We start from the raw sequence: 20,584 nt of genomic DNA, 5'->3' as shown, positions 1-20,584 counted from the left end.
ATGAAACTGGGATACACCATTTTGTACGTCGAGGACGTCCGCAGGGCGGTCGCCTTCTACAACCAGGCCTTTGGCTTTGACACCCGCTTCGTGCACGAGTCAGGAGACTTTGCAGAGCTGGCCACCGGCACGACCACCTTGGCCTTTTCATCCCGCCAGTTGATCCGGACCCTGGGCAAGACCCCACAGGCCCCGGATCCGGAGCAGCCCTGCTTTGAGATCGCCGTGGTGACCGACGACGTACAAGCCGCCCTGGACAGGGCACTCGCCGCCGGAGCCACCCTCAGACAGACACCGGAAGAGATGCCCTGGGGGCAAACGGTGGCCTATGTCTGTGATCCGGAAGGTTTCCTGGTGGAGATCTGTACGCCGGTGAGTACATGAGGGGGAGCCGCCTCCATTTTCGCATGGTCGATCCGCAGGGCAATGGCCAAACCCAGTTGCCCGGTCGTCCCGGATGGCAGACATGACCTGAAACAGGACATGCGTCACAAAATCGGCTAGGCTCGAATCCAGAATCACCCAGCGGGGCGACATGGAATACAGGGAAACCGTGCGGCCTGGACGGAGTAGGGCCGCAGGGAATGATGGCTGTCCCGGTTCTGCGGGCGGTTTTTGAAGATTAATCATGAAATTTGGCGAGAATTCGTCACGGATTCAGGTCAAAGCGCACAACCCTGAAATCGATCGGCTTGAAGCAGAAGTTGTTCGACTGCCCGGCGGAACATGCGGTCATCGCCACCAATAAGGGCATCTCGGCCTGTAGGCGAATGAAGTCCCCTGCCTTGCTAAGTGGCGGGAGTACGCGAAACGCTCCGGTTGTGGCGTCTATCGCCACATGCATGAACACGTTGAATGCGATGGGTATGCGATCCACTCCGATGTGGTAGGGGGCCAAGGCCGCCGCCAGATTGCCCTCGCAGCCCGGACGTCCCTCGGTCTCCCCATATATGATCCTGAAGGTGTCTTTCGAGCAGGGGGTCAAAGTGAAGTCGTGTCGGCCGCAGGTGTCCTCCAGAATCGTGAACATGGGGCGGCTGCGGTTGGAGTAGAGGACGTCGCCCGTGGTGAGCCATAGGCGGGAGGCATAGTCAAGAGATCGACCGGAAGACAGATACTCCCCATGATCCGAGCGCCCAAAGGCGACCAGGTCGCTCACCTGCTGGCCTTCGGGATCGATAATGACCAACTCATCACCCATGGACAGCTCGACCGTCTGCGCCGAGCAGGGCGGAATTCTCACTGTGGCCACACCCGATTTCACGGTTTTGGCTTGAAATCAAACGGGCACCGCCAACTGGCTTCCACCTCACGGCCACTGTACTGCCGGGCCTCACTCGCATCGCCGAAGGCCGCCAGATTGGGATTCACAGAGCCTTGCAACTCCATATCGCGTGACCGAGTGGCCGCCTGCATCTTCTCATAGCGTCCATCCTCTTTCAGCTTCTGGAACTGGCGGTGAGAATTGAACACCAGCACCGGATGGCTGAAACGCCTGGCGAGTCGCGAGGCATGCGGGTGGAGCCCAATCAGGAAGAACGGATGCCCGGCAATGCTCATGCTGAAAAGCGGGCTTTCAGCATCACTGCTGACATCCTCGGCAGGAAGGTGGCCCGCCAAGACATCAAGCTTGTGGACTTGCCATAACTGTGACCACATCAAGGACTCAAAACCTAGCTCACTCATATCGATCGGTCCGCGGAATATGGCGACGTAAGAATGCACTATATTCTTGTCGTCAGTACTCGCTTCGATCTTGTCAATAAACTGGGCAAGCCCATCGAGTATCACCCGGTCATTGTCGGGGTCACCCAATACACCGAACTCATGGGTTTCGATCGAGCCTTGGGCCAAGGCCAACCTGGCGCCCACGCAGGGGAAGGTGTCGCTACCGATGAACTCCAAAAAGCTTTCGCATAGATCGGGGATTGGTATGTGGGGGGATGTCTTAGCGCTCAGGGCTTCAGTACGGTTCATCAGCTTGTCTTTCATTCGCAAAGGGGGGAACAGCGATACGCAGTGGCTGTGACAGTCAGTGCGTGCAGGCGAGCCCCTATGGGAAAGGGAGATGGTCGCCATGCCGGTTGGTCGGCAAGCCGGCGCCGCGCTCAGCCTTGGGTCACTTCCCGAAAGCCTACCTGCCAGGAAAGACTAGCGTTATGTGCGAGCAAGGTCTGTGCGGTGTCCCACGCACTCCAGCGGGTCGCTGTGGCAACGGTTCAGCATCGACGCCCGGGTGCATGCTCTGCGGGGGGCAGGTACGTCCTGAATGATCACCCCCATGACGCCATGGGTGCCCAAATGCAGTAGTACAGGTGTACTTCCACAACTCACCCCGGCCGGCCATCCACCCGGGGGCGCCAGAGCATGGGGCCGTAGTAGAGCGCCCACGGGGTGATGAAGGCCAGCCAGATGAGGGCCGTGGCCAGGTTCATGGGCCCGATGGCTCCCGAGGGCAGCCAGGGCAGGTCGGCCATCACGCGGGTGAGGGTGGCCCCGGAGAGTGAGAGAAAACAGGCCCAGGTGAAGCCATTGACCTGGAGGGCGCGCCCCGAGTGCCCCAGGGTGACCCGGGTGGCCATGCCCAGGGTCATGGAGGTGATGAAGCCCAGGGCCAGTGCGTGCTGCGGGGAGTGACCAAACCACCATTGGCCGGTCAACATCAGTATCAGGCTCTGCACCCCAAAGAACAGCATGCCCACGGCCAACCAGGCCCAGGCGATGTGCAGCACGGCCAGGAGGCGGTGATCCAGGGCGCGGCGGAAACCCCAGTGCCAGGCGTGATGCAGCGCCAGGAAGGCGAGCGCGAAGTCGGGGATGAACCGCCATTGCCAGTGTCCCGTTAAGGTCAGGATCACATGGCCGACCACAGCGATGGCCATGAGTGGCAGGGACCAGCGGGGCTGCACCATGGTGTAGGGTTTGAGCACGAAGTTGGAGAAAAACGGGATCATGCGATGGCCAACGATCACCAGCACCGGGATCAGGAACAGCCAGAATCCCGACTGCAGGGAGAAGGCGTACCAGAATTGGGAACCCTCGAGCCTCCAGACCAGCCAGCTTGCGGCTCCCAGCCACCCCAGCATCAGGGCCGCGTTGAGCCAGGTCTCGTAGGTGCGGTCGGTGGTGGGGGCGCGAAGATACACCGCCCATAGGGCCGCCATGGCCCAGGCCCATCCGGCCAGATAGAGCACGATGCCTATTGTGACCCACGCGCCCTGGGTGAACAGCCCAAGATAGAAGAGCGCCATGCCGCCGGTGAGTGCGGCCCAGGCCGGCACGTAGCGGGACCGGGGGATTTCGTTACCGTTCATCCAGCGCGGATAGGTGGTCATGAGAAATCCGAACATGAAGAACGGAAAGATCCCATAGAGCATGAGAAAGGGGTGCAGGGCAAAGCCAGGCACGTTCAGGGTGAGGGGCGACCACCAGGTGGTGTATCGCCCGGCCAGCTCGATCCCCCAGTAGATGACGGTCAGTACCAGCTGGATCATGCCGGGCAGGAACATCAGCCGATGCGGGGCGGTGCTGTAGTGGTGCCAGGTCTGTTTCATGAAGGTGGGCATGCGGGCACCGTAGGCAGGGAGTTAAAGGGGAGGGTCAGATATCGTGGAGGATTGTCGCGAGTCTCTGACCCGGCAGCCCTTGACCTTGGTCAATCCTGCTGGGTAGCAAGGCGGGGATCTCCTTCGGGCCAATAAACCGGGCGGGTCTTGTCACTCGTTGCGCCGCGACGGGAATAAGATGTCCGCCAGGGTGGGCGATGTGCGGGTCGCGCCCACGATCACCGTGCGTATCAGCGGCTGGCCCAACGGCTGCTCCCGGCCGTTACAACCTGTACCTGGGCGCCGGCTTTGACGGCTCGCGGCTCAACCGACAGGCGCTGGATAACGCCAACGAGGCCGACATCCTGGAATACCTGGATGGGGCCTTTGCCCATTTCGCCGCCGGACGTGAGCGCGGCGAGCACTTCGGCAATTTCCTGGTGCGCTCGGGGTTTGTGGCCCCGGCGCACCATGGTCGCGACGTCAATCTCATCAGGGATCACCGGGAAGAAGCGGTCGACTCGTCAGCGCTATCGCCGCAAGCCACGTCCTGCTCAGTTCCGCTCCAGTGCCAGGGCCACCCCCTGGCCACCACCAATGCACATGGTGACCACGCCACGGGTCAGGCCGTCGCGCTGCATGGAATGGAGCAGTCGGGTGGTGAGGACTGCCCCCGTAGCGCCGATCGGGTGGCCATGGGCGATGGCTCCACCCTCCACATTGACCCGCTCCTCGTCGAGTCCCAGATCACGCAGGACGGCAACGGCGATCGCGGCGAACGCCTCATTGATCTCCCAGCGCTCCACCTCATCCGTCGACCATCCCGCCCGCTGCAGGCACTGCTTGACCGCCGGCACTGGCCCCATGCCGAACATGCCGGGCTCCACACCGCCAACACCATAAGCGGCGATGCGTGCCACCGGGGTCAGGCCGTGCCTGGCAGCGGCGTCTTCCCCAGCGATAACCATGGCCGCAGCGCCGGTATTGATGCCGGGGGCGTTTCCGGCGGTGATGGTGCCATCCTTGCGGAAGGCAGGGCGCAGCTTCTGCAGGCCTTCCATCGTGGTATCACCACGGTTGTGCTCATCGGCATCAAACTGCCGGGTGGTCTTTTTATCCGAGAGGTCGATCGGCGTGATCTCGGCGGCGAAATGACCGGCTGCCTGGGCCTGGCTGAAACGCTGCTGAGAGCGCACCGCCCACGCGTCCTGCACCTCTCGGCTGATGCCATATTGCTCGGCGAGATCCTCGGTGTGCCAGCCGGCATGCTCACCCGAAAAGGCGTCATTGAGACCGTCACTGAGCACCGCGTCCAGTAACTGACCATGGCCGAGGCGATACCCGGTACGGCCCTGCATGAGCAGGTAGGGGGCACGATCCATGTTCTCCATGCCGCCGGCAATGGCCGTGTCGACGAGGCCGAGTGCTATCTCCTGAAAGGCGCTGGCAATCGCCTGAACACCCGAGCCACAGACCCGGTTGACTGTGAGCGCGGGTGTCTGGGCCGGTATCCCGCCATGGATCGAGGCTTGGCGGGCAGGATTCATCTTGCATCCGGCCTGGATGACATTGCCCAGGATGACGGTATCAACGGCCTCTGGCGACAGCCCGGACCGCTCCAGGGTTGCGCGTACAACCGTGGCACCCAGATCGGTGGCGGGAATCTTGGCCAGGGAGCCGTTGAAGGTCCCAATGGCGGTACGCGTCGGGGCGCAGATCACTACCTGGCGATGGGCCATGATCGCCTCCTGTGTCGTGATGGATGAAAGACTCGGGATCCATGGTTCCACGATTGAGAATAGCACCGAGGTGCGGGTTTGCAGGGGCTTCGGGAAAAGGGAAAAGAAGGGAAAAGGGGTCTGTCCCCTTTATTTCTCGGGGGCAGGGGGCACGTCGTTGGCGGAACGCACGCAATTCTTGCCTGCTCGTTTGGCCAGATAGACGCTGTCGTCCGCCAGTTTGATGAGGTCATCCGGGTCTTTCATGGCTGGGCTGCGCACGGCGACGCCAATGCTGGCGCTGCCCTGCCAGGCATCATGGCCCGTGGGGACCCTCAGGGCGGCCACCGCATCCTTGATCTGCTCGGCGATGTGCATGGCGCCCTGGTAAGGGGTGGCTGGGCAGAGGACCAGAAACTCATCGCCGCCCAGCCGGCAGACGATGTCATCGTTGCGAAGCGCGTGCCGCAAGGTCCTGGCCAGTTCGATCAGTACGCGATCGCCGGCCTCATGACCGTGGGTATCGTTCACTTCCTTGAAGTGATCCGCGTCGATCATCATGCAGGCCAGGGGTTTCCCCAATCGGTCGGACTCTTCCCACAGGGCCTCCAGGTGCTGCATGGCGTGGCGCCGGTTGGGTAGGCCGGTGAGCACATCCGTGCGCGATAGCACTTCCAGCTGGCGATTGGCCTCCGAGAGTTCAAGGGTGCGGGCGGCCACCCGGGCCTCGAGGGAGTGATTGAGGTGATCCAGTTGTCGGTTGCGTTCCGATACCTGGGCAAACAGGTGGCTTACGGCGGTCAGCAGCGGCTCGATGTATTCATGGCTGGCCTTTTCCACGTCGGCATAGGCGGCTTCGGGGGCGACGCCCTTGCGTATTGCCTCGATCTGCCGGGCCATGTGCTGATCCTGCCCCAGGATGTGAAAGGCCAACCAGTGGATCAGGTAGTCGAGCAGGAATTTTCCCGCCTGCGGGGTGTCTTGAACCAGGGATTCATGTAGCCGGGTGACTTCCTCAAGAAAATCCCGGTGCATCTGGACATGGGCATCCACATGGCGGGCATCCAGGCCCATGGTCACCATCAGCCCTTCCTCTTCCCTGAAATGGTAGCCAGCGTAATCCACCAGCTGCCCATACAGCGTTTCCAGATCCTGCCGATGCACCTTGTTGGACCCCAGCAGGGTGCCCAGGCGGTTGATCAGTTCAACCAGGTGTTGATGCTGCTCATCAACCGTCGAGAGGCCGGTGACGAAATTGGCGTTCCACTGGAATGCGCGCATGGGAAGGGGCTCCCCTGAAGGGTCCGGAGCGCTGCTGGAAGGACACGCGCTGGAGGAAGGTCGATCGGGTACGACCCATCCATGATACATCTCCGAGTGAGGTATATCCTGTTTTGCGATTCCTGAAAGGGGCACGGTGGTGATCGAGTCATCTCCTTCCAGGCGCGCTGTGATGCGGCTACCTTTCGTCCCCATTGAGTGCCAGGATATGGGTCTGGAAAGCTCGGTGGGCCACGATGGGGGCAGGGTGAGAGATGGCTGAGCGTTCCACAGGCGCTCAGGATACCTGATGGCATCCATGCATGAAGCTTGAATCCAATCAATCGGACGGTGGTGGAATGACTCAAGACAGGAATTCAAGGCTTATCGTGATTGGAGTGTCCGCTGGGGGCATGTCAGCCTTAAGGAAACTCGTGGCGCAGTTTCCAGAGGATTTTCCAGCGCCCATTTTCATCGTCATGCACATGGGCGCAGACACCACCGGAGATGCGCTCGTCAAGGCGTTAAATGAGAGCGGCAGTCTCACCTGTGTGCATGCACACGACGAACAGGTATTCAAGAGTGGTCATATTTATCTGGCGCCATCAGACCAACATATGCTGATTGTGGAGGGGAAGATCCTGGTGACCAAGGGTGCCAGGGAAAACCGTTCACGGCCTGCGATTGATCCCTTGTTTCGTTCTGCGGCAGTGGCTTATGGGAACCGAGTCATAGGGATCATCCTTACAGGATATCTGGATGATGGTACCAGCGGTACGATGGCGATCAAAAGATGCGGCGGAGTCTGCATTGCACAAGATCCGGAGGATGCGTCTTATCCGGATATGCCGCGATCGGTGATAGCGAATGTTGAAGTCGATTATTGTTTGCCTGTTGTCGAGATGGGGGTGCTGCTATCTGATCTCTTAACGAGAGATCTACCGGAGAGCAGGCAGGTTCCCGAGGACATCATGATCGAGGCAAAGATTGCACAGAGGGTGTTAAGCGATTTACCGTCTGTTGAGGCGCTCGGTGATCAGGTTCCCTACAATTGTCCGGACTGTGGTGGGGTGTTATGGCAAATAGCGGAAGGAAAACTCCTCAGGTACCGCTGTCATACGGGTCATGCGTTTACCGCCTCGTCCCTACTGGCTCAACAAACAGAAAGGATTGAAGAAACGCTCTGGGTGGCACTGAGAATGTTCGAGGAGCGCCAGAATCTGCTCGTGACCATGGCCAAGAATGAAGGTGAAGGCAAGAGCTCTCCCTCATCGATCTCCCAGCGGGCTGCCGATTCCCAAGTCCACATTGAACGCATTCGTGCCGTGTTGAAGGCCACCGACAAAAAAGGGGGGAATAACTCTAGAACCAAATAATCGTTCCCATGCGACCATTGGCTCGATAGCGTGAACTGTACTTATTCCAGTTTGTGATGAATCACCATGGCACTATCCCCGGAACGGCAGCAGGTGCTGCAAGCCGAACTCGATCGCCTCGTCGCTCGTCTCGACGCCCCGGAGCTGTTGTGGGCATCCGGATACTTTGCCGGGCTCGCCTCGGCAGGCGGGCAGGCGCTGCCGCAATCCGTACCGGCCAATGAAGCCGACGCAGCCGCGACGCTGACCCTCTGGTATGGCACAGAGACCGGCAACGGGCGCGGCGTGGCCGAGCGATTGGCGGCCCAGGCGCGTGCTCAGGGATGGGCGGTGGACCTTGCCAGCCTGGCCGACATCCAGCCGCGGCGGATCACCAAGCTGAAACTCCTGGTGCTGGTGATCAGCACCCACGGGGAAGGCGATCCACCCGAGGAGGCCGAGGCCTTTTACAAGCTCATGACCTCGGATCGGGCCCCGAAGCTCGACGGCCTGAACTTTGCCGTCTTTGCCCTGGGGGATTCCTCGTATCCGGATTTCTGTCAGGTGGGGCGCGATCTGGATACCGCGCTGGAGAGGGCGGGGGCCCACCGCATCCTCGATCGGGTTGACTGCGATGTGGATCTCGATGCGTCCGAGGACGTCTGGCAGCCCAGGATCCTGGAGGCGGTCACACCGCTGCTGGAACCGACAAAGGCCACACAGCCGCGGTTGCAGGTGGTCCGTGACAGCGCCATCCCGGCCTCCGCTGCCATGGTGCATGGGCGTCGCAACCCGTTTACCGCTGAATTACTGGAGGTCTCGCCGCTGACCGTGTCGCCCTCGGCCAAGAGCGTCCATCATCTCGCTCTGTCCCTTGAAGGCAGCGGGCTCAGCTACCAGCCTGGGGATTCCTTGGGCGTGTGGCCAAGCCATGCCCCCCACTTGGTCGATGAGATCCTAGAGCGCACCGGGCTTAACGGTGATGAGGCCGTCGAGCGTGGCGGCGAGACCCGCCCGCTGGTGGAATGGCTCACTCACCGACTGGAGCTGACCCAGGTGGCGCGGCCCTTCGTGGAGCGCTATGCCGAGCTGGGCGGGGTCACGCAGCTCGCTGAGCTGCTGGAGGACCGTAACGCGTTTGCCGCCTGGTGCAAGACGCGCCAGGTGGCGGACGTGATTGACGAATACCCTTGCGAACTCAATGCTGACCCGTTCGTCTCCTGCCTGCGCGCCATCGCCCCCCGTCTGTACTCCATTGCCTCCAGCCCGCTGGTGGATGAAGACGAGGTGCACCTGACCGTCAAGCTCGAAGGCGGCGAGACCGACAATCGACTGCGCGCCGGCGCTGCCAGCTGGCAGCTGACTCGCTCGCTGCGACCGGGCGATGGCCTGCCGGTGTACGTGGAGGCCAACCCGAACTTTCGCCTGCCCGAGGGCGGCGAGACGCCCGTCATCATGATCGGCCCCGGTACCGGGGTGGCACCCTTCCGGGCCTTTGTCGAACATCGCGCCGCCCTGGGTCACGGAGGGAAGAACTGGCTCTTTTTTGGCGAGCAGCATCGCCAGACGGACTTTCTTTACCAGCTGGAGTGGCTGCGCCACCTGCGCGAAGGCACGCTCTCCCGGCTTTCGGTGGCCTTCTCCCGGGACCAGGCCGATAAGGTCTACGTGCAGCACCGGCTCGCCGAGCAGGGCCGGGAGGTCTTCGACTGGCTGGAATCGGGTGCCCATGTGTACATCTGCGGCAGCGGGCAGGGCATGGCCAAGGACGTCCATCGGGCGCTGGCCGGGGTGATCGCCGAGCACGCCGGGGTGAGCGCCGAGGTGGCCGAGGAACGCCTTGCCGAGATGAAGTCCGCCGGGCGCTACAAAAAGGAGGTGTACTGAAGATGTCTGGCCTGGATGTGGAAAAGATCAAGCGCGACAGCCGTCGCCTGCGTGGCTCCGTGGCTGAGGGACTTGAGGATCCGGTCACCGGTGCCCTTGCGGAGGCGGACACCGTGATCACGAAGTTCCACGGCATCTATCAGCAGGATGATCGTGACACGCGCAACGAGCGCCGGGAGGCCCGGCTGGAGCCGGCGTATCAGTTCATGATCCGGGTGCGGGTGCCCGGCGGGGTGATCAACCCAAAGCAGTGGCAGGCCCTGGACGAGCTGGCCGGTAGCGTGGCCAACGGCACCCTCCGGCTCACCACCCGTCAGGCGGTGCAGTTCCATGGCGTGGCCAAGGAAGACCTCAGGACCCTGATGCGCGGCATCGACGCGGTGTTGATGGACTCGCTGGCCGCGTGCGGCGATGTGAACCGCAATGTCATGTGCCACGTCCAGCCCGAGGCCAGTGAGGTGCACGCCCAGGCCCTGCAATGGGCGCAGCGCCTGAGCGCGCACCTCACCCCAAAGACCGGCGCCTGGCGGGAGATCTGGATCGACGGCAAGAAGGTCGCCGACAGCGAGACCGAGCCGGAGGCCGAGCCCCTCTACGGTGAGACCTATCTGCCGCGCAAGTTCAAGATCGGGGTCGCCATCCCACCGATCAACGATGTGGACATCTTCTCCCAGGACCTGGGGTTCATCGCCATCGAAGAGGAAGGGCGGTTGGTGGGCTTCAATGTCACCGTGGGGGGCGGGCTGGGCTGCACCCACGGCGAGCCCAAGACCTTCCCGCGCCTGGGTGATGTGATCGGTTTCATCCCGCCGGGGCAGTTGCTCGAGCTGGCCGAGACGGTGGTGACCATCCAGCGTGATTTTGGCGATCGCAAGGAGCGCAAACATGCGCGCTTCAAATACACCATCGAGGATAGAGGGCTGGACTGGCTGCGCCAGGAACTCCAGGGGCGCTTGCAGGCCACCCTTGAGCCCGCGCGCGCCTTCGAATTCATCCACAGTGGCGACCGCTATGGCTGGACCGAGGCCGTGGACGGCTCCTGGCAGCTCAACCTCTTCATCCTGTCCGGCCGGCTGTTTCCCCAGCAACGCCAGGGCCTGCGGGTGCTGATCGATGAGGGCGTGGTGGCCGATGTGCGGCTGACACCCAATCAGAATCTGGTGCTGGCCGGGGTGAGTGCCAGCCATCGGGCGCGGGTCGAGGAGACCCTCGCCGCCCACGGGCTTGATGAGCATCGCCAGGCCTCGCCGGTGCGCCTGAACGCCATGGCCTGCGTGGCGCTACCCACCTGCGGCCTGGCCATGGCCGAGGCCGAGCGTTATCTGCCGGATCTGGTCCGCCGCATCGAGGAGATGGCCGCCCGGCATGGCGTGGAGGAGCAGCCCATCACCGTGCGTATCAGCGGCTGCCCCAATGGCTGCTCCCGGCCCTACCTGGCCGAGATCGGCCTAGTGGGCCGGGCGCCCGGCCGTTACAACCTGTACCTGGGCGCCGGCTTTGACGGCTCGCGGCTCAACCGACTGGCGCTGGATAACGCCAACGAGGCCGACATCCTGGAATACCTGGATGGGGCGTTTGCCCATTTCGCCGCCGGGCGCGAGCCCGGCGAGCACTTCGGCAATTTCCTGGTTCGTGCCGGATTCATCGCCCCGGCGCATCATGGTCGCGACGTCAATCTCTGATTCAGGAGATCCCTTGCCGAAAACTCTCCCTCAGTAAACAGCGCCCCCCGGCTACCCCGTCGGCATCAGCCACGTCACCATCACCGGGATGAATCCCAGCGCGAAGATCGTGCTGAGCAGGGTGGTGCCGGCGGCCTGCCTGGGGTGGATGTCCAGGAGGGTGGCGATGACCACGGTGTTGGCGGCGATGGGGGTGATGGAGAGCAGGAAGATGGCTTGATGAACGGCCAGGTCATAGATGCCCAGCCAGTGGGCGTCCACCCAGGCAAAGGCCAGGGCCAGCAGGGGCCAGCTGATGAATTTACCGGCAAAGGCCAGGAGGGTAAAGCGGGGGTTGCCCGCCAGGCCCCGGAAGCTGAGGATGCTCATGCCGATGATCATCATGCCCAGGATGCTGTAGGCCCCGCGGAGGTTGTCGAACAGGGGTTGCAGCACGCCCGCGATGCCGACGCCGTTCAGGTTCAGGGCCGCGCCCAGCAGGAAGGCGTAAAGGGAGGGCAGGCGGGAGACCTTGACCAGGCAGTCGCGGACGCTGAAGCGCCCCCGCGCCGCCAGGTAGAAGCCCACGGAATGCTCGAACAGGGTGGTGCCCAGCATGCACAGGATGTACAGGCTCACGCCCTCCGCACCGAACAGCAAAAGGGCCACGGGAATGCCGAAATAGCCGCTGTTGCCGGTGCCCACCGACAGGGGAATGAGCGCGGCAGTGTTGTCCCCCAGCCAGCGCCGGGCCAGGTACAGGTGGCTCAGGGCGATCAGGGTGCAGAAGGCGAAGACCATCACCGGCAGCAACAGGACGCCGGGGCTCAGGGGGGCGTGCATGACCCCGGCAAAGATCACCGACGGGGTGATGATGTAGAGCATGATCCCGGCGATATGGCCGCCGCTGGCGTTGAGATAGCGCCCGGCCAGCCAGCCCAGCACGATGGTGATGTAAAGGGGCAGCAGCTGGGTGAGCAGGGAGAAGGTGGCGGTCATGCAGGCAGGATAAGGCCCCGCTCCCGGGAGGGAGCGGGGCTGTCAGGAGGGAGGGTTCAGCCCTTCTTGCCGGGCGGGATGTGCAGCGGGTGGCCCAGGGTGGCCAGGGCGGCTTCGTGCACGGCCTCGGAGAGGGTGGGGTGGGCGAAGACGGTGCGGCCCAGGTCTTCGCTGGAGGCGCCGAATTCCAGGGCGATGACGCACTCGGCGATCAGCTCGGAGGCACGGGAGCTGATCATGTGGGCGCCCAGCAGGCGATCGGTCTCGGCGTGGGCCAGCAGCTTGACGAAGCCGGTGGTATCTTCCATGGCGCGGGCCCGGCCGGAGGCGGCAAACGGGAACACGCCCACGGAGTAGGGGATGCCCTTGTTCTTGAGTTCCTGCTCCGTCTTGCCCACCCAGGCGATCTCCGGGAGGGTATAGATCACGCTGGGGATGGTCTCGTAGTTGAGGGTGCCGCCCATACCGGCGATGCGTTCGGCCACCATGACCCCTTCCTCGGAGCCCTTGTGGGCCAGCATGGGGCCGCGCACCGCGTCGCCCACCGCATAGACGTTGGGCAGGGTGGTCTTGCAATAGTCGTCCACATGGATGGCGCCGCGCTCGTCGATGAGCAGTTCCACCGGCCCACTGACCAGTCCGTCGGTGGAGGGACGGCGGCCGACACAGACCACCAGGCGGTCGAAGCGCTCTTCATGACGGCCGTCTTCGTCCTCGTACATGACGGTGACGGTGCCCTTGTCCTCGTCCACCTGGGTGTCGGTGACGCGGGCGGAGAGGCGGATGTCCAGCCCCTGCTTGTTGAAGATCTTCAGGGCTTCCTGGGAGACCTGGTCGTCGCAGAAGGACAAGAAGCGATCCTGCGCTTCCAGTACCACCACTTCAGCGCCCAGGCGGCGCCAGACGCTGCCCAGTTCCAGGCCGATGACGCCGCCGCCGATCACGCCCAGACGTTTGGGCACTTCGTCGAAGGCGAGGGCGCCGGTGGAGTCGACGATGTATTTGCCGTCGTAGGGGGCACACTTGAGTTCCACCGAGTGGGAGCCTGGCGCCAGGATGACGTGTTCCGGTTCCAGGATCTCCTCCTTGCCGTCGTGGGAGGTGAAGCATACCTTGCGCTCCCCCTGGAGCTGCCCTTGGCCCTTGAGCCAGGTGACCTTGTTGGCCTTGAACAGGCCCTGGATGCCCTGGGTGAGGTTGCCGATGAGACGGTCCTTGCGGGACATCATGCCGGCCAGGTCCAGTTCCACATCGCCCACATGCACGCCGTGGGTGCCCAGGTGCTTGCGGGTGTGCTCATACAGCTCCGAGGATTCCAGCAGGGCCTTGGAGGGGATGCAGCCCACGTTCAGGCAGGTGCCCCCCAGGCGTTCCTTGCCTGCGTCATCCCGCCAGCGGTCGATACAGGCGGTCTTGAGTCCGAGCTGGGCGCAACGGATGGCGGCCACATAGCCTGCCGGGCCGGCGCCGATTACTACTACGTCATAATCCTGCTGTGCCATGGTCTGGCTCCCGATCTTCTTGTCTTGTGTTCATGTGGCCCGTGGCCGCGCACAGGGCAGGCGAACACGGGCATGGTTCAGGTCCGGTGGTCCCTACACTTCCAGCAGCAGGCGGGCCGGGTCTTCCAGCATGTCCTTGATGGTCACCAGGAACTGCACGGCCTCGCGACCGTCGACGATGCGATGGTCGTAGGACAGGGCCAGGTACATCATGGGCCGGATCACCACCTGGCCGTTCTCGGCCATGGGCCGCTCCTGAATGCGGTGCATGCCCAGGATGGCACTCTGGGGCGGGTTGATGATGGGGGTGGACAGCAGGGAGCCGAAGACGCCACCGTTGGAAATGGTGAAGGTGCCGCCGGTGAGGTCTTCCATGCCCAGGCTACCCGCCTCGGCCTTCTTGCCGAAGTCGTTGATGGTGCGTTCAACATCCGACATGGTGAGCGTGTCCGTATCCCTCAGGATGGGGACCACCAGGCCCCGGGGGGCGGAGACGGCGATGCCGATATCGAAATACCCGTGGTAGACGATGTCCTTGCCGTCGATGGAGGCGTTCACTTCGGGGAACCGCTTGAGGGCTTCGGTGGCCGCCTTGACGAAGAAGGACATGAAGCCCAGGCGCACGCCGTGGCGCTTCTCGAAGCGGTCCTTGTACTGGGCCCGCAGGTCCATCACCGGCTTCATGTTCACTTCGTTGAAGGTGGTGAGCATGGCAGCGTTCTGCTGGGCTTCCACCAGACGCTCCGCAATGCGCGCCCGCAGACGGGTCATGGGCACACGTTTTTCGGGGCGGGCGCCGCTGGGGCCGGTAGACGGGGCCGGCGGCGGGGCGCTGGCGGGGGCCGGGGCGGCCTTGGTTGCGGGGGCCGGAGCCGCCGATGCGGGCGCCTGGGCGGCTTCGGCCTCCAGGGTCTCCAGGTACTTGAGCACATCTTCCTTGAGCAGGCGTCCGCCCTTGCCGGTGCCCTCGATCTCGGCGGGGTCCAGGCTGTGTTCGTTCACCAGGCGACGTACCGCCGGACTCAAGGCCGGGTCGTCGCCGTCATCGGCGGCATCACGCCCGGCGGTGGCGGTGTCCGGTTTCTTCGCGGCCTTCCCGGCGTCCTTGCCATCGTCATCCTTGCCGGCCTTCTTCTTGCCGCCTGCCTTACCGCCCTTGCCGGCCTTTTCCAAGTGGGCGATCACCTGCCCGGCGGTGACGATCGCACCTTCCTGTTCGATGATCTCTCCCATCACCCCGTCCTGGGGGGCGGGGACCTCCAGCACGACCTTGTCGGTTTCGATGTCGACCAGTATCTCGTCCCGCTTGACCTCGTCGCCGGGTTGCTTGTGCCAGGTGACGATGGTGGCATCCGAGACGGACTCGGGGAGTTGCGGGATCTTGACCTCAGTACTCATGGCGTGTGTGTCCTTATTGGTTCCGGCCTTGGGGCGCGGGCGCGGTCCGCGCCCGTTGGCCCTCTGTGTGTCTCTCGCCCTGGTGGTGGCCAGGTCAGTTCTGGCGCAGGGCCCGTTCGATCAGAGCTTCCTGCTGTTTTACGTGAACGTCCAGGTGGCCCACTGCCGGTGACGCGGATGCAGGCCGGGTGACATGCTGTAGGTGGCGGTCTTCGCCCAGCAGCGTGCGGATGTGATGCTGGCTGGAGTACCAGGCACCCTGGTTGAGCGGCTCTTCCTGGACCCAGTAGAACTCGGTGGCATTGGGATATTGCGCCAGAATCCCGCTCAGCTCTTCTTCCGGGAAGGGATAGAGCTGCTCCAGGCGCAGGATGACGATGCCGTGTTTTTCCTCGGTGCGGCGGCGTTCCAGCAGGTCGTAGTAGACCTTGCCGGCGCAGAGGATGATCCGGGTGACGCCCTGCGGGTCCAGTTCGTCGACCTCGTCGATGACGTTCTCGAAGCGCCCCTCGGTGAGGGATTCCAGGGCGCTTACCGCCAGTTTGTGGCGCAGCAGGCTCTTGGGGGTCATCACGATCAGCGGCTTGCGGTAGGGGCGGATCATCTGACGCCGCAGCAGGTGGAATATCTGCGCCGGGGTGGAGGGGACGCAGACCTGCATGTTGTGCTGGGCGCAGAGCTGCAGATAGCGCTCCAGGCGGGCGGATGAGTGTTCCGGACCCTGGCCTTCGTACCCGTGGGGCAGCAGCATCACCAGTCCGCACAGGCGTGCCCACTTCTGCTCACCGGAACTGATGAACTGATCGATCACCACCTGGGCGCCGTTGGCAAAGTCGCCGAACTGGGCCTCCCACAGGGTCAGGGTGTTGGGGGCGGCGGTGGCATAGCCGAACTCGAAGGCCAGTACCGCTTCTTCCGAGAGCAGCGAGTCGATGACCAGGAATTCTTCCTGATTCTCGGCCAGATTGCGTAGTGGAATCCAGCGGTTGCCGTCACGCTGATTGAACAGCACGGCGTGACGATGGAAGAAAGTCCCGCGGCCGCTGTCCTGTCCCGTCAGTCGCACCGGATACCCTTCGGTAACCAAGCTGGCGTAGGCGGAGATTTCGGCAAAACCCCAGTCCAGGGGCAGGGAGCCGGCGGCCATCTTGCGCCGGTCGTCCATGATCTTGGCCACCCGGGGGTGCATTTCAAAGCCTTCGGGCAGGTCCACCATGCGGCGCCACAGCCCACGCAGCGTATCCATGCTGACCCGGGTCTCGGTGGGCTCGCGCCAATCCTGGTCGATGAAGGGTTTCCAGTCCACCGCCTTGTCGTAGGAAGACTCGGACTTGTCGATGAGGAACGGCATCAGGCTGGCACCGGCATCCAGGCGGGCGCGGCAGGAGGTTTCCATGGCCCGGGCCTCTTCTCCGTCGAGGATCCCCTGCTGTTCCAGGCGTTCCGCATAGCGGGCGCGGGTGGTGGGCATGGACTTGATGCGTTGGTACATGACGGGCTGGGTGGCGGAAGGCTCATCGGCCTCGTTGTGACCATGCCGCCGGTAGCTGACCAGGTCGATGACCACATCCTTCTTGAAGGTCATGCGGTAGTCCAGGGCGATTTGAGTGGCGAACAGCACCATTTCCGGGTCATCACCGTTCACGTGCAGGATGGGGGCGTTCACCATCTTGGCCACGTCGGTGCAATAGGGGGTGGAGCGGGCGTCCTTGAGGGTGCTGGTGGTGAAGCCGATCTGGTTGTTGATGACAATGTGCACCGTACCCTTGGTGGAGAAACCCCGGGTCTGGGACATGTTCAGGGTTTCCATCACCACACCCTGACCGGCAAAGGCGGCATCGCCGTGGATCACCACGGGCAGGACCTCGTCACCATCGCGGTCGTCGCGGCGGGTCTGACGGGCACGCACCGAGCCTTCCACCACCGGACCCACGATCTCCAGGTGGGAGGGGTTGAAGGCCAGGGCCAGGTGCATGGGGCCGCCGGGGGTCTCGATGTCGGAGGAAAAACCCATGTGGTATTTCACGTCACCGGTGCCCGGATGGCGGCGACCGGTGCCCTCGAACTCCTGAAACAGTTCCGCCGGGGATTTGCCCAGGATGTTCACCAGCACGTTCAGGCGGCCCCGGTGGGCCATACCCATGATCATCTCCCGAACCCCCTGTTCACCGCCGCGCCGGATCATTTCGTCCAGCATGGGAATCAGGCTCTCGCTCCCTTCCAGGGAAAAGCGCTTCTGGCCTACGTAGCGATTGTGGAGATAGCGCTCCAGGCCTTCGGCGGCGGTAAGGCGGTCCAGGATGTAGCGCTTACGATCGGCGGTGAAGCCGGGTTCACCGCGCACCGGCTCCAGGCGTTCCTGCAGCCAGCGTTTTTCCGTGGTCTCGGTAATGTGCATGTATTCGGCACCCAGGGTCTTGCAGTAGGTGCTCTTGAGGATGCGGGTGATCTCCCGCAGGGAGGCTTCCCTGGGGCCGAACAGGGAGCCGGTATTGAAGACGGTGTCCAGATCGTCTTCCGAGAGTTCGTGGTGTTCCAGGGTCAGTTCCGGCAGGACGGTGTTGGGTTCGTACAGGCCCAGCGGGTCCAGGTCGGCCTGCAGGTGGCCCAGAAAGCGGTGGGCGTTGATGTACTGGAGTACGCGGACCTGCTTGCGTTCATGTTCCAGGCTGCCCATGGGCAGGCCGCGCTGGGTGCCGGCCTCGGCCATCTGGCGGAATTCCTCGCGGATCCGGCTGTGAATGACCTGGGGTTCCCGGCCGGCTCGGGTCATGTCTTCGAAATATGCTCGCCAGGCCTCCGGGACTTGTTGCGGATCTTCCAGGTAGGTTTCGTAGAGCTGGTCCAGGTAGGCGGCATTCCCGGCATCCAGGTGGGAGGTGTTCCATTGGGCCTGCATGTCGCGGGTTTGGGTCGCTTTGGTCATCGGCGCGTCCGCTGGTGGCGTGAATAGCGTGAGTTTATGGTTTCGGGGGTCCCTATATATGTAGACCTTTCCGGCGTTCTATCCAAGAGGATAACCCCGGATTCGCCCGGTCGCAGGTTTTGATAGACTCCCCGGGATGGATGCTGCCCCCTTGCTTGAATCACTGAACGAAGCCCAGCGCGAAGCGGTGGGTAGTCCCTGTGGTCCCCTGCTGGTGCTGGCCGGCGCCGGCAGCGGCAAGACCCGCGTGCTGGTCCATCGGGTGGCCTGGCTGATCCAGGTGGAGGGGCTCTCGCCCCACAGTATCCTCGCCGTGACGTTCACCAACAAGGCCTCCAGCGAGATGCGTGGGCGGTTGGAAGCTCTGTTGGGCCTTTCCCCCCGAGGCTTGTGGGTGGGGACTTTCCACGGTTTGGCCCACCGCCTGCTGCGTACCCACTGGCGTGAAGCCGGTCTGCCGCAAGCCTTTCAGATTCTGGATTCGGAGGATCAGTTCCGTCTGGTGAAACGGGTGCTCAAGTCCCTGGAGCTGGATGAGGCCCGCTGGGTGCCCCGGCAGATGCAATGGTACATCAACAGCCGCAAGGACGAAGGGGTGCGGCCCGAACACATGCAGGACACCGGCGATCCGGTGAACCGGCAGATGATCCGTATATACAGCGCCTATGAGGCCGCCTGCCGTCGCGCCGGTGTGGTGGATTTCGCCGAGCTGCTGCTGCGCAGCCTGGAATTGCTGCGGGATACCCCTGATCTGCTGGAACACTATCGCCATCGCTTCCGCCATATCCTGGTGGACGAGTTCCAGGATACCAATGCGATCCAGTATGCCTGGCTACGGCTGCTGGCGGGAGGGCGCACGCCGGTATTTGCCGTCGGTGACGATGACCAGTCCATCTACGGCTGGCGCGGTGCCCGCATCGAGCATATCCAGAAGTTCTGCCGTGACTTTCCGGGTGCCCGCACCGTACGTCTGGAGCAGAATTACCGCTCCACCAGGACCATCCTCACAGCCGCCAACGCCCTGATCCGAAACAACGGTGAGCGTCTGGGCAAGGAACTGTGGACCGAAGATACCGCCGGTGCTCCGGTCACCCTCTATGCGGCCTACAACGAGCATGACGAGGCCCGCTTCGTGCTGGAGCAGATCCGTGCCTGGCGGGCGGCGGGCGGCGCCTGCCGCGACGTGGCCATTCTCTACCGGTCCAATGCCCAGTCCCGGGTGTTCGAGGAAGTGCTGATCCAGGCCGCCGTGCCCTACCGCGTCTATGGCGGGCTACGCTTTTTCGAACGGGCGGAAATCAAGGACGCCCTGGGGTATCTGCGTCTGGTGGAGAACCGGGAGGATGACACCGCCCTGGAGCGGATCATCAACCAGCCGGCCCGGGGACTGGGGGAGCGGACCCTGGCCCTGATCCGGGGGCAGGCCCGCGAACAGGGCAGCAGTCTGTGGGTCGCCGCCGGCCACCTGCTGGCACAGGGCACCCTGACCGCCCGTGCCGGCAATGCCTTGCGCGGCTTCACGCAGCTGATCGAAGCCATGCAGCAGGCCGGCCAGGGGATCGAACTCCACGAGCAGGTGGAACATGTGGTGGCCCATTCCGGTCTGCGGGAGCACTACGCCCAGGAGAAGGGCGAAAAGGCCCAGACCCGGCTGGACAACCTGGATGAACTGGTCAGCGCCGCCAGGGGCTTCGTGCCCGATGCCGAGGCCCATGGGGACATGTCGCCCCTGACCGCCTTTCTCTCCCATGCCGCCCTGGAGGCGGGGGAAGGGGAAGCAGACCCCTGGGAGGACTGCGTTCAGCTCATGACCCTGCATTCCGCCAAGGGGCTGGAGTTTCCACTGGTATTCCTGGTGGGCATGGAAGAGGGGCTGTTTCCCCACCGCATGTCCCTGGATGAGCCCGGGCGTCTGGAGGAGGAGCGGCGTCTGGCTTATGTGGGCATCACCCGCGCTTGCCGCCGGCTGGTGATGAGTTACGCGGAGACCCGTCGGCTGCACGGCCGGGAGACCTATAACGCCCCCTCCCGCTTCGTTGGGGAACTGCCTACCGAGCTGTTGGAAGATGTCCGGCCCCGGGCCATGATCCGGCGTCCGATACCCGAGAGTCCCGCCCGGCCCCAGGCGCGACCGTCCCCGTTCCGCGCACCGGCGCAGGCGGGTGGGCTGGCGGTGGGTGCCCGCGTGACTCATCCTAAGTTCGGGGAGGGCGTGATCACCGACCTGGAAGGGCAGGGCAAGTCGGCCCGGGTCCAGGTACGGTTTGTCGGCGGCCAGGGCAGCAAGTGGTTGGTGGTGGGTTTTGCCAAGCTGGAACCCATCTGACACTTTG

Annotated in this window: 15 protein-coding genes; 5 read left to right on the top strand and 10 right to left on the bottom strand. The window is 63.5% G+C overall.

Features of this window, described 5'->3' with window-relative positions; translation table 11 throughout:
* On the top strand, positions 1 to 384 hold the full coding sequence (locus LQ956_RS05805; protein WP_238621170.1) for a VOC family protein: 384 nt from the start codon (positions 1 to 3) through the stop codon (positions 382 to 384).
* Between the two features lie 265 nt (positions 385 to 649).
* Here the strand turns inward: LQ956_RS05805 and LQ956_RS05800 are convergent, their stop codons facing one another.
* The 6 genes from LQ956_RS05800 to LQ956_RS05775 form a co-directional block, all read right to left on the bottom strand.
* Positions 650 to 1,243: a DUF1989 domain-containing protein gene (locus tag LQ956_RS05800; protein WP_347402213.1), complete on the bottom strand. Its 594-nt coding sequence runs from the start codon at positions 1,241 to 1,243 to the stop codon at positions 650 to 652.
* Positions 1,244 to 1,260: 17 nt separating this feature from the next.
* Positions 1,261 to 1,992 carry a guanitoxin biosynthesis heme-dependent pre-guanitoxin N-hydroxylase GntA gene (gntA, locus tag LQ956_RS05795; RefSeq protein ID WP_238629906.1) on the bottom strand — a complete coding sequence of 244 codons (732 nt, stop codon included), beginning with the start codon at positions 1,990 to 1,992 and terminating at the stop codon, positions 1,261 to 1,263.
* A gap of 338 nt (positions 1,993 to 2,330) precedes the next feature.
* A complete protein-coding gene (locus LQ956_RS05790; RefSeq protein ID WP_238629907.1) occupies positions 2,331 to 3,566 on the bottom strand; it encodes an NnrS family protein in 1,236 nt (411 codons plus the stop codon).
* Positions 3,567 to 3,796: 230 nt separating this feature from the next.
* Positions 3,797 to 3,970 carry a hypothetical protein gene (locus LQ956_RS05785; RefSeq protein WP_238629908.1) on the bottom strand — a complete coding sequence of 58 codons (174 nt, stop codon included), beginning with the start codon at positions 3,968 to 3,970 and terminating at the stop codon, positions 3,797 to 3,799.
* Positions 3,971 to 4,099: 129 nt separating this feature from the next.
* Entirely contained in the window at positions 4,100 to 5,284 is a 1,185-nt protein-coding gene (locus LQ956_RS05780; RefSeq protein WP_238629909.1) for a thiolase family protein, read from the bottom strand.
* Positions 5,285 to 5,413: 129 nt separating this feature from the next.
* Positions 5,414 to 6,544, bottom strand: a complete 1,131-nt coding sequence (locus LQ956_RS05775) for a GGDEF domain-containing protein (protein ID WP_238629910.1) — start codon at positions 6,542 to 6,544, stop codon at positions 5,414 to 5,416.
* A gap of 302 nt (positions 6,545 to 6,846) precedes the next feature.
* On the opposite strand from LQ956_RS05775, the gene LQ956_RS05770 reads away from it, so the two are divergent.
* From LQ956_RS05770 to LQ956_RS05760, 3 genes are all read left to right on the top strand, one after another.
* On the top strand, positions 6,847 to 7,899 hold the full coding sequence (locus LQ956_RS05770) for a chemotaxis protein CheB (RefSeq protein WP_238629911.1): 1,053 nt from the start codon (positions 6,847 to 6,849) through the stop codon (positions 7,897 to 7,899).
* A gap of 66 nt (positions 7,900 to 7,965) precedes the next feature.
* Positions 7,966 to 9,765 carry an assimilatory sulfite reductase (NADPH) flavoprotein subunit gene (locus LQ956_RS05765; protein WP_238621177.1) on the top strand — a complete coding sequence of 600 codons (1,800 nt, stop codon included), beginning with the start codon at positions 7,966 to 7,968 and terminating at the stop codon, positions 9,763 to 9,765.
* Positions 9,766 to 9,767: 2 nt separating this feature from the next.
* A complete protein-coding gene (locus tag LQ956_RS05760; RefSeq protein WP_238629912.1) occupies positions 9,768 to 11,447 on the top strand; it encodes an NADPH-dependent assimilatory sulfite reductase hemoprotein subunit in 1,680 nt (559 codons plus the stop codon).
* A 51-nt stretch (positions 11,448 to 11,498) separates the two neighbouring features.
* Here the strand turns inward: LQ956_RS05760 and LQ956_RS05755 are convergent, their stop codons facing one another.
* The 4 genes from LQ956_RS05755 to LQ956_RS05740 all read right to left on the bottom strand — a co-directional run bounded on the left by LQ956_RS05755 (position 11,499) and on the right by LQ956_RS05740 (position 18,251).
* Positions 11,499 to 12,425, bottom strand: coding sequence for an AEC family transporter (locus LQ956_RS05755; protein WP_238621179.1), 927 nt, complete (start codon positions 12,423 to 12,425; stop codon positions 11,499 to 11,501).
* A 56-nt stretch (positions 12,426 to 12,481) separates the two neighbouring features.
* Positions 12,482 to 13,927 (bottom strand): dihydrolipoyl dehydrogenase, encoded by a 1,446-nt coding sequence (gene lpdA, locus LQ956_RS05750; RefSeq protein WP_238621180.1) that lies wholly within the window; start codon positions 13,925 to 13,927, stop codon positions 12,482 to 12,484.
* Between the two features lie 93 nt (positions 13,928 to 14,020).
* Positions 14,021 to 15,325, bottom strand: a complete 1,305-nt coding sequence (gene odhB, locus LQ956_RS05745) for a 2-oxoglutarate dehydrogenase complex dihydrolipoyllysine-residue succinyltransferase (protein ID WP_238621181.1) — start codon at positions 15,323 to 15,325, stop codon at positions 14,021 to 14,023.
* A 94-nt stretch (positions 15,326 to 15,419) separates the two neighbouring features.
* The gene (locus tag LQ956_RS05740) at positions 15,420 to 18,251 is read right to left on the bottom strand and encodes a 2-oxoglutarate dehydrogenase E1 component (protein ID WP_238629913.1); all 2,832 of its coding nucleotides are present in this window, start codon (positions 18,249 to 18,251) and stop codon (positions 15,420 to 15,422) included.
* Between the two features lie 136 nt (positions 18,252 to 18,387).
* On the opposite strand from LQ956_RS05740, the gene uvrD reads away from it, so the two are divergent.
* Complete coding sequence (uvrD, locus tag LQ956_RS05735; RefSeq protein ID WP_238629914.1) at positions 18,388 to 20,577, top strand: DNA helicase II; 2,190 nt, start codon at positions 18,388 to 18,390, stop codon at positions 20,575 to 20,577.
* Positions 20,578 to 20,584 lie beyond the last annotated feature (7 nt).

Origin of the sequence: Ectothiorhodospira lacustris (assembly GCF_022227845.1) — a bacterium.
GTDB lineage: Bacteria > Pseudomonadota > Gammaproteobacteria > Ectothiorhodospirales > Ectothiorhodospiraceae > Ectothiorhodospira > Ectothiorhodospira lacustris.
This window is presented reverse-complemented; position numbering and strand designations above follow the sequence as displayed.